Origin of the sequence: Streptomyces sp. NBC_00448 (assembly GCF_036014115.1) — a bacterium.
Classification (GTDB): domain Bacteria; phylum Actinomycetota; class Actinomycetes; order Streptomycetales; family Streptomycetaceae; genus Actinacidiphila.
In genome coordinates this window covers 5,375,919-5,389,842 of sequence record NZ_CP107913.1, presented here as the reverse complement: position 1 = coordinate 5,389,842, position 13,924 = coordinate 5,375,919, and the positions used below count along the sequence as shown (strand labels likewise).

The 13,924-nt window shown below is 71.0% G+C and carries 9 protein-coding genes; 6 read left to right on the top strand and 3 right to left on the bottom strand.

Annotated features, from left to right (window positions below; all coding sequences use genetic code 11):
- Positions 1–33 precede the first annotated feature (33 nt).
- A complete protein-coding gene (locus OG370_RS23040) occupies positions 34–1,335 on the top strand; it encodes a carbohydrate-binding protein (protein ID WP_328467250.1) in 1,302 nt (433 codons plus the stop codon).
- A 262-nt stretch (positions 1,336–1,597) separates the two neighbouring features.
- Here OG370_RS23040 and OG370_RS23035 read toward each other — a convergent pair whose 3' ends face one another.
- Positions 1,598–5,773 (bottom strand): S53 family peptidase, encoded by a 4,176-nt coding sequence (locus tag OG370_RS23035; RefSeq protein ID WP_328467248.1) that lies wholly within the window; start codon positions 5,771–5,773, stop codon positions 1,598–1,600.
- 160 nt (positions 5,774–5,933) lie between these two features.
- On the opposite strand from OG370_RS23035, the gene OG370_RS23030 reads away from it, so the two are divergent.
- The gene (locus tag OG370_RS23030; RefSeq protein WP_328467246.1) at positions 5,934–6,917 is read left to right on the top strand and encodes a helix-turn-helix domain-containing protein; all 984 of its coding nucleotides are present in this window, start codon (positions 5,934–5,936) and stop codon (positions 6,915–6,917) included.
- A 16-nt stretch (positions 6,918–6,933) separates the two neighbouring features.
- On the opposite strand, the gene OG370_RS23025 is transcribed toward OG370_RS23030, so the two are convergent.
- Both OG370_RS23025 and OG370_RS23020 read right to left on the bottom strand, forming a co-directional pair.
- Positions 6,934–7,980: an acetylxylan esterase gene (locus OG370_RS23025; RefSeq protein ID WP_328467244.1), complete on the bottom strand. Its 1,047-nt coding sequence runs from the start codon at positions 7,978–7,980 to the stop codon at positions 6,934–6,936.
- A gap of 108 nt (positions 7,981–8,088) precedes the next feature.
- The gene (locus tag OG370_RS23020; RefSeq protein WP_328467242.1) at positions 8,089–9,231 is read right to left on the bottom strand and encodes a mandelate racemase/muconate lactonizing enzyme family protein; all 1,143 of its coding nucleotides are present in this window, start codon (positions 9,229–9,231) and stop codon (positions 8,089–8,091) included.
- A gap of 218 nt (positions 9,232–9,449) precedes the next feature.
- Here OG370_RS23020 and OG370_RS23015 point away from each other — a divergent pair, with 218 nt between their 5' ends.
- The 4 genes from OG370_RS23015 (at position 9,450) to OG370_RS23000 (ending at position 13,894) form a co-directional block, all read left to right on the top strand.
- The gene (locus tag OG370_RS23015; protein WP_328467240.1) at positions 9,450–10,457 is read left to right on the top strand and encodes a LacI family DNA-binding transcriptional regulator; all 1,008 of its coding nucleotides are present in this window, start codon (positions 9,450–9,452) and stop codon (positions 10,455–10,457) included.
- A gap of 195 nt (positions 10,458–10,652) precedes the next feature.
- Positions 10,653–12,050 (top strand): ABC transporter substrate-binding protein, encoded by a 1,398-nt coding sequence (locus OG370_RS23010; RefSeq protein WP_328467238.1) that lies wholly within the window; start codon positions 10,653–10,655, stop codon positions 12,048–12,050.
- A gap of 6 nt (positions 12,051–12,056) precedes the next feature.
- Positions 12,057–13,016, top strand: a complete 960-nt coding sequence (locus OG370_RS23005) for a carbohydrate ABC transporter permease (protein WP_328467236.1) — start codon at positions 12,057–12,059, stop codon at positions 13,014–13,016.
- Entirely contained in the window at positions 13,013–13,894 is an 882-nt protein-coding gene (locus tag OG370_RS23000; protein ID WP_328467234.1) for a carbohydrate ABC transporter permease, read from the top strand. Before OG370_RS23005 ends, OG370_RS23000 begins: the two co-directional genes overlap by 4 nt.
- Positions 13,895–13,924 lie beyond the last annotated feature (30 nt).

Sequence of the window (13,924 nt, the reverse complement as noted above, 5' to 3'; positions counted from 1 at the left end):
CCGCAAGAGCGCCTCTCACTCCTGGAGGATTCCATGCGAGTCGGAAGACAGATTCTACGCATTGCACTCATCACCGGCTCGGCACTCGGGCTGACCGTCGGCGGCGCGGCCTTCGCGGGGGCCGCGGCGCCGTTGGCGCAGGCGCCCGCCGCGCAGGCGGCCACCACCTGCGCCGCGGCGTGGAGTTCCAGCACCGCCTACACCGCCGGCCAGCAGGTGAGCGAGAACGGGGCCGATTACACCGCCAATTACTGGACTCAGGGCAACGACCCCGCGACCAGCAACGGCGGAAGCGGCAGCGGACAACCGTGGACGTCCAACGGCGCGTGTACCGGCGGATCATCAGGAGGCGGGGGAGGTACCGGCCCCGGGACCGGATCGGGTTCGGTCAGCGGGCTGCTCTTCAGCCCGTACAAAGACGTCACCATCAACATGAACTGGAACACCTACCAGATGCAGTCGGCCGTGACCGGGTCCGACCTGCCGGTGGTGGGCTCCGGCAGCCTGGTGTCGCAGTACCTTCCGAAACTGCCAGCGCTCACGGTCGCGTTCGCCACCGGCGCGTGCGGCAGCGAGAACTGGGGCGGTGTCTCGGGCGCCGACTGGGCCGCCGAGAACGTGCCGCAACTCCAGTCCGCCGACCTGGACTACGTCCTGTCCACCGGCGGTGCGGGCGGAACCTTCACGTGCGACTCGACAGCGGGCATGGAATCGTTCATTGCCCGCTACGCCGGTCCGAACCTGGTCGGCGTCGACTTCGACATCGAAAGCGGCCAGAGCGCGTCGGACATCCAGAACCTGGTCGCCGCGGCGGCCGGAGCACAGGCGCAGTACCCGAACCTCCAGTTCTCGTTCACCCTCGCCACGCTGGGCGCGTCCGACGGCAGCTACAGCGGCGTGAACTCGCTCGGCGACGAGGTCGTCAAGGCGGTGCTCGGCTCCAGCCTGCAGAAATACGTCATCAACCTGATGACCATGGACTACGGCAACGCGTCCAGCAGCGTGTGTGTCGTCTCCTCCGGCAGCTGCGAGATGGCGCAGTCGGCGATCCAGGCGGTGCAGAACCTCGAGCACACCTACGGGGTCCCGGCGAGCAAGATCGCCGTCACCCCGATGATCGGCATGAACGACGCCACCAGCGAGATCTTCACCCCCGCGGACGCGGACACGCTGACGTCCTACGTGGTCAGCAACGGCCTGGCCGGGCTGCACTACTGGTCACTGGACCGGGACACGCCCTGTTCCGACACGTATGCGTCTCCCACCTGCAACTCCGTCTCCAGCACGACACCGCTTGAGTACACCGACAAGTTCCTGGGCGACCTCGGGGACTGACGAAGAACCCCGGACGGGCCGCGCACGGACCACCGTGCGCGGCCCGCCTGCTTCCGGGGCGCAGGCGACCCCCGTGATTCCCCAGCACGGAGCGGGGGACCTGTCTGAGCTCGTGCGCACGGTCGGACGGCACTGTGCCCCGCTGCCGGTGGCAGCGGGGCACAGGTTCCGGTGGTGCTCCGGGGCCGGATGTCCCCCCTCCGGGCATCCTGTCCCGGAGCGTCCGGTCAGGCCGCCTGTACGGGGGCGGCCTGACCGGAGGTCACTTCAGGGCGGCGAGTGCGGTGTCCACTCCGGCCAGGGGGGAGCCGAGGCCGGTGACGGTGTCGTACCCGGGGCCTGCGGTGCACTCGGTGCCGCACAGGCCGTTGGAACCCGAGGTGACGTCGTTGAGCTTGGGGCCCAGGGCGTACACGTCGGTGTGGGCGGTGTCACCGTGCGGGCCGGCGGCGGCCAGCGGTGCCTTGCCGGCCTGGGCCCGGAGCTGGTCGGCCGCGCTGATCAGGGCGGCCCAGGACGGGGCGGACAGGCTGGTACCCCCGACCTCCATCCACACGGGGGTTCCTCCGGCGGAGGTGTAGACGGCCACGCCGGTGTTGGGGTCGGCGACGAAGCTGACGTCCGGGGTGGCGCGGAACTTCGAGCTCTGCACGCCCTTCTGGTAGGCGGGGCGCTTCTCGAAGTAGCTCAGGCCGCCGCCGGTCGAGGACCAAGCGGTCTCGCCCAACGTGGTCCCGGAGGCGTCCAGTTGGAGGCTGGTGCCGCCGATGGCGAGCGCGTACGGGTTGGTGCTGGAGTAGCCGGCCGGGTAGCCGGCGTCACCGGTGGACTGCACGCACACCGCGTCGGCGAGCGCGCAGTGGCCGTCGTAGAAGGACTCCTCGGAGAACTCGGACATGCCCCAGCTGTTGCTGACGGCGGCCGGGTGCAGCGAGGCGGCCTTGTCCACGCCCTGGTAGAGGCCGGCGGCGGAGGCGTCGGCCGCCTCGACCAGCACGATCTTGGCGTGCGGGGCGACGGAGTGCGCCCACTCGATGTCGAGGGCCTCCTCCTCGTTCCAGTTGGCGTCGACGGCCGGCTTGGTGCCGTCGGCGTAGACCTGCTGGAAGTCGAAGCAGTCCGTGCCGGCCGGGACGCTGTCGCAGGTCTGCGGCAGGCCGAAGTGGTCGGCGAAGTGGTTCAGGTCGTCCTTCGCGGTCGGGTAGTCGTAGGCGTCGACGATGGCGATGGTCTGGCCGGTGCCGTCGCCGGTCAGTCCCAGGCGGGCCTGGATCTGCTGCGGGGTGTAGCCGCGGGTGGGCTGGTCGGTGTCGTCGGCAGTGGCCGCGACGGTCGACTTGATCTTCACCGGCGGGGCGATGGTGCCCGTGGTCGGCAGCGTCGCGCCGGTGAACGGCGCGAGGGTCGAGGCGCCGGTGCTCTGCTCGCCCTTCTGCTTCGCGGCCAGGTCCTTCGCGGCCTGGCCCTCAGGGGCCTGGTCGCTTCCCGGCTGGACGGAGCGGGTGGCGGCGGTCGCCGGCTGCGCGGTGTCGGTGACCTGCTGGACCGTCACACCGTGCGGGTAGTTGTCCGGCGCGACCATGTTGGCACCGAACCCGCCCACGTTCTCGTTGAGGTCGTAGGCGGCGTTGTCGTACGGCAGGCCGACGATGTCGGTGGCCTTGCCGCCGGTCAGGTCCACCGCGGTGGCGGTGCCGGCGAAGAGCGAGAAGTCCTCACTGCTGCTGGAAACGTAGTCGTCGGACTTCGGGAACGGCTGGTCGTACTGCTCCAGGCCGCCGACGGCTCCGACGAAGGTCTCCTTGCCGCCCGCAGTGGTGGCGAAGACCGCGCTCTGGTTGTTCGGGAGCGTGCCGATGTTGTACGGGGCGCTGCCGTCCGCGGGGTAGAGGGTCATCTGGAAGGCGTGCAGCTCGACCAGGCCGTACTTCTGCGAGGCGGCGAAGCCCTGGAAGGTGTTGGCGCCGGTGGAGTCGCGTTCGGAGACGACCTTGCCGGTCGTCGCGTCCACGATCTGCACCCGGTGCTTGCCGGTGGCGGGCTTGTCACCGCCGAAGGCGAAGGCGACTCCGTCGCCGCCGGTGCCGGGGATCGCCGTACTGACGAAGGCGCCGGCCTGCTGCTCGATCCAGGCGGCGGAGGGGACGTCGGCGTTGCTGGGCTGCTCGCTCCACATCTGCGTGCCGGTGGTGGCGTTCAGGGCGACGGCGGTCGGGGCGGGGTCGGTGGCGCCGGTGCCGAAGCCGGACCGGGTGCCGCCGTACTCCAGGAACAGCCGGCCCTGGCCGTCGGTGACGGGCGTGGAGTAGATGACCTGCTTGCTGCCGACGCCGGCCGGGCGGTAGTCCCACATCCGGGAACCGTCCGCGGTGTAGGCGGCCACGTCGCTCGAACCGGTGGCGACGATCTCGCCCTTGGTGACGGCCAGGCCGTACTGGAAGGCGCCGGTGGTGATGTCGGCACCGACCTTGCCGGTGGCCGGGTCGAGCACGGCGAAGCCGTGGGAGGTGGCGGCGAGCACGCGCGGCGCGGTCCTGCCGTGCTTGTCGACGACGTTCGCGACCTGGATCTGGTGCACGGCCGCGCTGACCGCCGTGTGCCACAGGACGGTCGGGGCGGTGTTCTTCAACGAGCGGCCGTCCAGGGCGAAGACGCCGTGGCTCTGGCCGCCGACTATCAGGTCCTTGACGCCGTCGCCGTTGACGTCGACGGACGCGGCCGAGTAGTTCTCGCTGAACAGCGGCAGGTCGGTGGCCTTGCCGTTGTTCTTCTTCAGCGTCCAGGCGTTGAGGTCCAGGCCGACGCTGAGCAGGCCGCCCTGGTACGGGGTGACCTGGTCGCCGGTCACGTCGCCGTCGCGGCGCCATGCCAGGGAGCCGTTGCGCGCGTCCAGGGCGAGCAGTTGGGTGTTGTAGACGCCCTCCGGCTCGGTGGCGCTGTCGGCAACGTTGTCGGCGACCGCTGCGTAGACCTGGCCGTGGCCGGACGGGTCGTACGTCAGCGACAGCGTGGGCGCGTTGGGGTTGCCGACGGTGCTGCTGGTCTGGTGGGTCCAGACGGTGTCGCCGTTGCCGTCCCAGCCGGAGATCGTGCTCTGCCCGTCGGACAGGTCGGCGTTGATGCCGAGTTCCGCCACCGCGTAGCGCGCCTGCTTGCCGTGCGCCTGGCCGTTGACGACGAAGTCCTCGGGGATGGTGTTCTGCCGCGAGGCCAGCACGGTCCGCGCGCCGGTCTGCGCGTCGACCGCCGTCAGGTCCCAACGCACCGCGTCATAGGGGTCGTTCTGCTCGGCGACCAGCACCCGGTCCGAACCCGGGTCCTGCTGGAGGATACGGGGGTAGCCCGGCGTCTTGGTGTCGACCAGGGCCTTGCCGCTGGCGGTGCTCACGACCAGGACGTGGCCGGCGGCCGGCCGGGGGTTGCCGAGGCCGAAGGGCGTGTCCGTCCAACCCACCGTGATCCGGCCGTCGTTGAGCGGCTCGACATCCGTCCAGTCGGCCCAGGGCGCGCCGGTGCTGTACGTCCATGCCTTCTTGGCGGTGACGTCGCCGCTCTTCTTCGCCGTGAAGGAGTAGGCGAGCAGCGAGCTGCGGCTGTCGCCCTGGGTGGCCACCGGGTCGTCGCCCCAGTCGGGGCCCGTGGTGTCGGCGACGACCAGCTTGCCGTCCTGTGCCAGGAGCGAGCCGACGTAGCCCGGCAGGAGCTGGTGCCACAGCATCCGGCCGGTGCGGCCGTCGAGCACGTTGACGAACGTGCCGGACGGCAGGTCGGAGCCGGGCGAGGTGAACGGCCGTGACGGGTACTGGCCCACGGAGTAGGCGACCGCGATGTCCGCCACGCCGTCGCCGTTGAAGTCCGCCTGGGCGAAGGGGTGCCGACCGGAGGACGACGGCTGGTAGGGGTTGTAGCCCTCGGACATCACCGGGGTGAACGCCTGGGGCTGGTAGGCCTTGTCCGGCTTCACCTGCCAGTCGTCGTACAGCGAGCTGCTGCTCTTCTGCCAGACGGGGTTGCCCTGGGCGTCGTACCGGGTGATGGAGCCGCCGGTGGACAGGGCGACCCAGTCCTGGGTCCCCTGCAGCGCCAGCGTGGAGACGGAGCCGCGCGCGCTCTCCCACGTCGTGGACTCGTCGATGCCCGTCGTCGAGGGCGCGGACGAGGTCGAGGGCGTTGACGTCGAGGGTGCCGACGTCGAGGGGGCGGCGGTCGTCCCGGTGGACGACGCGTCACCCGAAGCCGCCGCGGCGACGAACCCGGAGGTGCCGTCCGCGCGCTGGGTGTACTTCGCGCTGAGCTTCGCCAACTGCTTGGCGTTCAAACGCACGGGTTTGTGTGCGACCGGGGCGGCGTGTGCCGCCGGTGCGGACAGCAGCGCTGTGGCTACCGCCAGGACGGCGGCTGTCGCGCCGCCGCGTAGGGCTTGGCCTGCGGGTCTCATCGAGATCCGTCACTCCTTTGTCACCGCGAGAGGGGGTGGCTGTACCTTTCCAGCCATCAGTCGGTGGTGGGACCGATCCGAGTGGCCGTCTGCGGCCGTTGGCCGCAGACGGCCACCTGCCAACCGGTCATTTCCGGGCAATGGGAAAAAAGGGGTCGCGATGTTGGAGTCGGTCGGGCTGGACGAGGTCACCGAGCGGGCCTACGGCGTGCTGCTGCACGAGGAGCAGCTCACCGCGGGCCATCTGGCCGGCATCCTCGATCTGGCACCGGCGCGTGCCCGCCAGGTGCTCGACGGCCTGGTGGCGGCCGGGCTCGCCCAATACCACCAAGGGCGGCCGGCGCGCTACCGGCCGGTCGACCCCCGCACCGGCCTGACCGAGCTGATCCGCTCGCGCCAGCGCGAACTGGAGCGGGTCGCCGCCTCGGTGGAGGCGTACGCCGCCGACTACCACGAACGCAACCTGCGCTCCGACCCGCGGCTGCTCGTGGAGGTCATCGAGGGACCCAACGAGGTCACCCGGCGGGTCGAACTCCTCGTCACCAGCGCGGAGCACGAGATCCTCGCCTTCGACGCGCCGCCCTACGTCTCCCCGCACGGCACCACGTCCCCGTCCGAACGGGACGCACTGGGGCGCGGCGTGAGCGTGCGGGCCGCCTACGCCACGGAGGTCCTCGCCGTGGCCGGGCACGCGGAGACCCTGCGCGAGATGGTCCGGCTCGGCGAGCAGGCGCGGGTGCTGCCCCGCGTACCGACCAAGTTGATCGTGGTGGACCGGCGCGAGGCGATCCTGCCCCTGACCGGCTCCGACGAGGGGCAGCGCACCACCGCCGCGTACGTCCGCCGCTCCGGACTCAGCGACGCGCTGGTGGAACTCTTCGAAGCGCACTGGGCCGTGGCCACCCCCGTCTTCGCCGCCACCGAGCCGCCCGAACCGACCGACCCGACCGACCCGGAGATCTCCCCCGAGGACCGGGCGCTGCTGCAGTTGCTGAACGCCGGCTTGAAGGACGAGGCGATCGCCCGCCAACTCGACCTCAGCCAGCGCACCTTCCGGCGCCGGGTGGCCCATCTGATCCACCGGCTCGGCGCCACCAGCCGCTTCCAGGCCGGCACCCAGGCGATGCGCCGCGGCTGGCTGTGACCCGCCCCGGGCAGGCTCAGGGGGTGACGCGGGCGAGGTCGGGATCGGGTCGGGGCCGGGCGAAGAACTCGCGCATGGCGGTGTGCAGCCGGTCCTGGACGGCCTGGTGGTCGGAGTGGTCGGGCCAGTGGCCGAACGGCATGACGTGCAACTCCTTTGGCCCGGCAAGGCAGTTGAAGACCGCGAACTGGCCGGGCGGCGGCACCGCCGGGTCCAGGAGCGCCGCGGCGACGTGCACCGGGATGCGCAGCCGGCGGGCGGCCGTGGCCGCGTCGAAGTAGGCGAGGACCTCCAGCACCGACGGGTCCGCCAGCCATCGCTCACGGACCTGCGCGCCGCTGCCCAGGCACTCCAGGCCGACCCGCAGGGGATGGTCGCCGAAACTGGGCACGGTCAACTGACCGGTGGCGAAACGCTCGTCCCACGGCAGCGCGAGCGCGCCGATGCCGCCGCCGAAGCTGGAGCCCTGGAAGTCCGTTCGCAGGCCGCGGAGGGACGGGACCAGGTCGTGCAGGGCGGTCACCGCGCACCACACGTCGGCGGCGCACCCGCCGTGCACGTAGGTCTCGCGCGAAGCGATGCCGTGCAGGACGTGCGGGGCGGCGACGGCGGGCGATGCGCTGAGCGCGGGCAGCCCCCGCAGGCACGGCTGGAGGGATGCCACGCCGTCCATCGGCAGCCGGGGGTCCGGCGCCGCCCGTCCGCCGTAGCCATGGGCGATCACCGCGCCGCGGCACGGCTCGCCCCTCGCGGGCACGGTGAGCCAGCCGCCCAGCCGCACCCCGCCGAGGCTGGTGTAGCTGACGCGGTACGCCTCCACGGCGGCGGCGCCGGCCTGGTGCCCTTCGAGCGCGGCTTCCTGCCACCCGTCGGGCAGCCGTTCCTCGATCCGCGCGTCGACCCGGACGTCCCGGGCCCGCCGGTACAGGTCGCGCCAGAACGCGTCGAAGTCGTCCGGCTCGTGCGCGGGGCCGGGAACGGCGCGGAGCGCGGCGAGGTCGTGTCCGTAGGTCGGGTCGAAGGGGAACGGGGCTGTGCGGGGTGGTGCGTCAGGGCGCGCCATGGACTCTCCTCGCGTTGGGGTCGGTCGACTGCCGCCGGGGGCGCGCGAACCCCGGACGGGGGCTCGCACACCTCCGGCCGCCGGCCGTCGCTCGTCGGCGGGCGACCGTCACCAGTTGGTGAACGCGCCGTCCGGGTTGCGGAGATGGGGGCGTTCGGCCGCGGTCGCGGTGTACCGGCGGGCGGCTTCGCGGTCGAGGGTGACGCCGATGCCGGGGAGGCCGGTGGAAAGGACGCGGCCGGGCCGGATGGTGGGGCGGGTGGCGAAGAGTGCGGCGATGGCCGGTTCGGGGTCGGTCTGGTGCTCCTGGATCGCGATGTTCGAGCAGGCCAGGTTGAGTTGGAGGGAGGAGGCTGCGGTGACCGGGCCGAGGGGGTTGTGGGTGGCGAGCTTGATGTGGTGGGCCTCCGCCATCGCCGCGATCTTCTTCGCCTCGGTGAGCCCCGCGGCGACCCCGACGTCCACGCGGGCGTAGTCGATCAGGTCCTCCTCGATCAGGGTCCTGAACTCCCATTTGGAGCCGTACTGTTCGCCCGCGGCCAGCGGAACTCCGGTGCGGGAGCGCAGCATCCGGTAGCTGTCGGGGTTCTCGCAGCGCAGCGGGTCCTCGACGAAGTACGGGCGGGCCGCCTCTATTTCGCGGCACAGCGTCACCGCCTCGGGCGGGTCGAGCCGGGTGTGCACGTCCAGGATCAGTTCGGTGTCGTCGCCGAGCGCGTCCCGCACCTGGTGGAAGAGGCTGACCGTGTCCCGCAGGCAGCGCCGGGCGTCCAGGATGTCGCCCGGGTCGTGCGGCGCGGAGAAGCGCAGATGGCCCCAGCCCTCGGCGACCAGTGCGCGGCAGCGGTCCAGGAACCGCTCGCGGTCGTGGTAGTCGTCCCCGACGTGCACGTACGCGGGGACGTAGTCCCGTACGGCGCCGCCGAGGAGTTCGTGCACCGGCACGCCCAGCGCCTTGCCGCGGATGTCCCACAGCGCGACGTCCACGGCCGCGATGGCGGCGCCGAGTATCCGGTCGGCCGGGAAGAAGCCCCGCCGGAACATGACCTGCCACAGACGCTCGATCCGCCGCGGGTCCTCGCCGACGATCAGCTCCGCGAGATGTTCCAGCCCGCCGGCCACCGCCTTCTGCCGGGATCTGATGCCGACCTCGCCCAGGCCGTGGATGCCCTCGTCGGTGTCGACCACGACCAGCATCATGCTGTCGCCGTGGTCGGGGAGGGTCAGCACTTCCAGGCCGGTGATCTTCATCCCGCTCCTCCGTGAGACTGCTATGAAAACGTTCCCGCAACACCATCAGGCGTGCTGAGAACGCATCATCCGCAATGACCGTGCCGTTCCGCAAGGCCTTACCGCCCTCAGGATTTTCCTTGTGGAAACACTCTTGACACCTCCGGGAACGTTCGCAAAGATCCACGGCATCCGGCAGCAGCGAGGCTCCGGGCGGCGATGATGCGAGGAGGCGGTCCGTGGCAACCACGATCCGGGAGGTGGCCAGTGCCGCGGGCGTCTCGGTCTCGACGGTCTCCCGCGCGTTCACGGCACCGGAGCAGGTCCAGCAGAAGACCCGGCAGCGCATTCTGGAGGCGGCGACCAAGCTCGGTTACGCGCCGAACCCGGCGGCGCGCAGTCTGCGCGGCGGCGGCACCGGCACGCTCGGGCTGATCATCCCCGACATCGCCAACCCGTTCTTCCCGCCGATCGTCAAGGCGATGCAGGCCCGCGCCCGCCGGCTCGGCTACACCGTGCTGGTCACCGACAGCGACGAGCGCGAGGCGGACGAGCTGGAGGCGATCGCCGCCGTCTCCAAGCGGGTGGACGGCCTGGTGCTGTGGGCCTCCACGCTCACCGAGGACCGGCTGCGCGAACTGGCCGACCAGATGCCACTGGTGGTCGTCAACCGCCATGTGCCCGGCATCCCCGAGGTGCGGATCTCGCTGTCGGCCGGCATCGCGCAGGCGGTGGAGCACCTGCGCGCGTACGGCCACCGGCGCTGCGTGTTCATCAACGCCTCACGGGACGAGCTGAGCCGCGGCAAGTCGATCCACGAGTCGTTCGAGGCGCAGGACATCTCCTTCGTCGAACTCGGCCCGTACGAGCCGCGGTTCGAGACCGGGGTGCTGGCGGCCACGCTGGTCGCCGCGCACGGGGCGACGGCGGTCCTCGCGCACAACGACCTGGTCGGCCTCGGCGTGCTGCACCAGATGGCGAGCCTCGGCGTCAGCGTGCCCGGCGACGTCAGCGTCATCGGCATCGACGACACCCTGCTCGCGTCGGTCTCCACCCCCAGCCTCACCACCATCAGGATCGATCCGGAGGAGGTCGCCACCCGGGCGGCCGACCTGCTCCTGGAGACGATCGCGGGCCACGCCGACCGCCGTACGGGCGGTGCCGGCAACGCCGAGGACACCCCCTTCGCGGAGATCGGCTCCCGGCTGGTCCCCCGCGCGTCCACCGGGCCCGCGCCCACGCGCTGACCCCCGCGTCCACCCGCCGTCCCCGCGGGGGCCCCACCGCCCCGCCGTACCAGCCGCCGACCCCGCGGCGCCCCCGCCGTTCACGCCGCTGACCCTCGCGGCGGCCCCGCCGCACGACCCGGTGGCCGCCTCCGAGACCCCCATGCGCAGCAAGGCACCCCGCCCCGACCTCACCCTGCCCTCCGTGGAGACGAAATGTCCAGACAATCCCGTAATGCGGCCCTGCTCGGCAGTACCGCCATAGCCATGACCGTGGCTCTCACGGCCTGTTCCGCCCTCACCCCGAGCAAGTCCGGCGGCGGCAGCGGCGGCGTCATCCTCCGCGTCCAGGGCATGCCCCCCGCCACCGACAAGGCCGAGCTCAAGCTCTTCAAGCAGCAGGTCGCCGACTTCGAGAAGGCCAATCCGGGCATCAAGGTCAAGGGCTCCACGACGGTCTTCGACCCGCTGACCTTCTCCGCCAAGCTGGCCGGCGGCAATGTCGAGGACGTCATCAAGGTCCCGCTCACCGAGCCGCAGCGGCTGATCCAGCAGAAGCAGGTGCAGTCGATCAGCAGCCAGCTCCAGTCCTGGGGCCACTTCAAGGAGTTCAACCCGCAGGTCCTCAAGCCGCTGAGCGACAGCGCGGGCCAGGTCTACGGCGTCCCGCAGAATCCGTACGCCCAGGGTCTGGTCTACAACCGGGCGCTGTTCAAGGCGGCCGGGCTCGACCCCGACAAGCCGCCGACGACCTGGCAGGAGGTCCGGGCGGACGCCAAGGCGATCAGCGCCAAGACCGGCAAGGCGGGATTCGTCCAGGAGTCCAAGGACAGCCAGGGCGGCTGGCAACTGGCCATCCTCTCCTACGCGTTCGGCGGCGATCTCGAAACGCAGCAGGGCGGAAAGTACACCGCCACCCTGACCGGCGAGGCGACGAAGAACGCGCTCGGCCTGCTCAAGGACATGCGCTGGAGCGACGACTCCCTCGGCCGGAACCTGCTGAACAACCAGAACGACGCCATCCGGCAGTTCGCGGCCGGCCAGGCGGGGATGTTCATCGGCAGCCCCGGCACCTTCCGGCTGGCCAAGACGCAGTTCGGCATGGAGCACACCGACGACTTCGCCGTCGCCTCGATGCCGCAGTCCGGCGGCAACGCCACCCTCACCGGCGGCGACATCTACATGGTGCCGAAGTCGGCCGACACCAAGCACGCGGCGGCCGCCGTCAAGTGGCTGATCTTCGCCTACGCCGAGCCGCAGTACAGCACGGCCACCGCCGTGAGCCAGGCCAAGTCGCTGGCCGCCGACCCCAAGTCCGCGGTGGGCGTCCCGACGCTGCCGGTCTTCGACGCCGCGCGGCAGACCGCGATCAACGCGGCGATCAAGCCGTACGTCAACGTCAAGCTCGACAACTTCGCGCCGTACACGAAGGGCCTGGGCAAGCTCGAACTCAAGCCGGAGCCGCCGTACGAGGCGCAGACGCTCTACGCCGCGCTCGACCCGGTGGTGCAGGCGGTGCTCACCCAGCACAACGCCGACATCGACGCGCTGCTCGCGAAGGCCGAGAAGGACGTCAACGCCAAGCTCGCCACTGACCAGTCGAACCAGAAGTAGCCGGTCATGAGCCTGCTCACCCACTCCCAGCGCGGCGCGAAGGCGTCCCACGACCCCGCCGAGGGGGCCGCGGGACGGCCGGCCCGGCGGCGCGGCGGCACCGCCGCCCGCAGGCAGTTCACGGCCTGGCTGTTCCTGCTCCCCGCCGTGCTGGTCTTCGGACTGTTCGCCTGGTGGCCGATCGTCCGCAGCCTGCTGCTCAGCTTCCAGCGGACCAACCTCGTCGACCCCGCGGTCTGGGTCGGCTTCGACAACTTCCGTGCCGTCTTCGCCGATCCGCTGCTGGGCACCGCCGTCACCAACACGCTGTTCTTCGTGGGTCTCGGCCTGCTGATCGGCTTCCCCGCCCCGCTGATCCTGGCCGCGGTGATGTCGACGGTACGGCGCGGCGCGGGGGTGTACCGCTTCCTGGTCTACCTGCCGGTGGTCATCCCGCCGGTGGTGGCGATCCTGCTGTGGAAGTGGTTCTACGACCCGGGCAGCGGGCTGTTCAACACCGCGCTCGGCAAGGTCGGCCTCGGTCCGTACACCTGGCTGGAGTCCTCCGACACGGCGATGCTCTCGCTGGTCCTGGAGGCCACCTGGGCCGGGATGGGCGGCGCCGTGCTGATCTACCTGGCCGCGATGGTCGGCATCCCGGGCGAGCTGTACGAGGCCGCCGAGGTGGACGGGGCCGGCATCTGGCGCCGGATCTGGCACATCATGCTGCCCCAACTCCGATCCGTGATCGGCCTGTTGCTGCTGGTGCAGCTCATCAACACCGTGCAGGTCTTCACCGAGCCGTATGTCTTCACCGGCGGCGGCCCGGACAACGCGACGCTGACCGTGCTGCTGCTGATCTTCCGCTACGCCTTCCAGGACGGCGCGTACGGCCAGGCCGCCGCGCTGTCCTTCCTGATGGTGCTCGCCCTGGGCCTGCTGTCCGCGGTCTATCTGCGGGCCACCCGCGGTTGGAGCAAGTCATGACCACCCCGCTGACCACCTTCGTCTCCGCCCACGACCGGCAACGGCCCGGTGTGCGCGCGGCCGTGCGCTCCATCCAGGTGCTGACGCTGCTGCTTCTGCTGCTCATCGGCATCGGGCCGCTGTACTGGATGCTCAAGGGCGCGGTCTCCCCGCCCACCGAACTCACCAACCACCCGCTGGCGTTGTGGCCCGACCGGCCGCGCCTTGGCAACTTCCGTACGGCGTACACGGATCTGAGCGTCGGCCGCTATCTGATGAACACCTTCCTGGTGGTCGGCGGATCGTGGTTCGTGCAGCTCTTCGTCTCCGCCACGGCCGGCTTCGCGCTGTCGGTGCTGAAACCGCGCTTCGGCAAGGCCGTCTACGGCGCGATCCTCGCCACGATGTTCGTGCCGTACACGGTGAACATGGTCAGCCTCTTCATGACGGTCATCGATGTGCCGCTGCTGCACCTCAACCTCGGTGACACGTACTGGGCGATCTGGCTGCCGGCCGGCACCAACGGCTTCACGGTGCTGCTCGCCAAGCAGTTCTTCGACGCGCTGCCCAGGGAGCTCTTCGACGCGGCGCGGGTCGACGGGGCGAACACCTGGCAGCTGCTGACGAGGATCGTGCTGCCGATGAGCAGGCCGGTGCTCGCGGTGATCAGCCTGCTGGCGGTGATGCACAGCTGGAAGGACTTCATCTGGCCGCTGGTCGCGCTCACCGATCCGGACAAGCAGCCGATCAGCGTCGCGCTCTCCCAACTCGCCACCCAGGCACCGCAGGACCAGCTCATCGCGGCCATGGTGCTCGCGGTCGCGCCACCGGTCCTGGTCTTCGCCGTCGGCCAGAAGTACATCGTCGCCGGGCTCGGCTTCACCGGCGTCAAGGGCTGAGCGCACCCGGCCCTCCGGACCGCCGCCCGC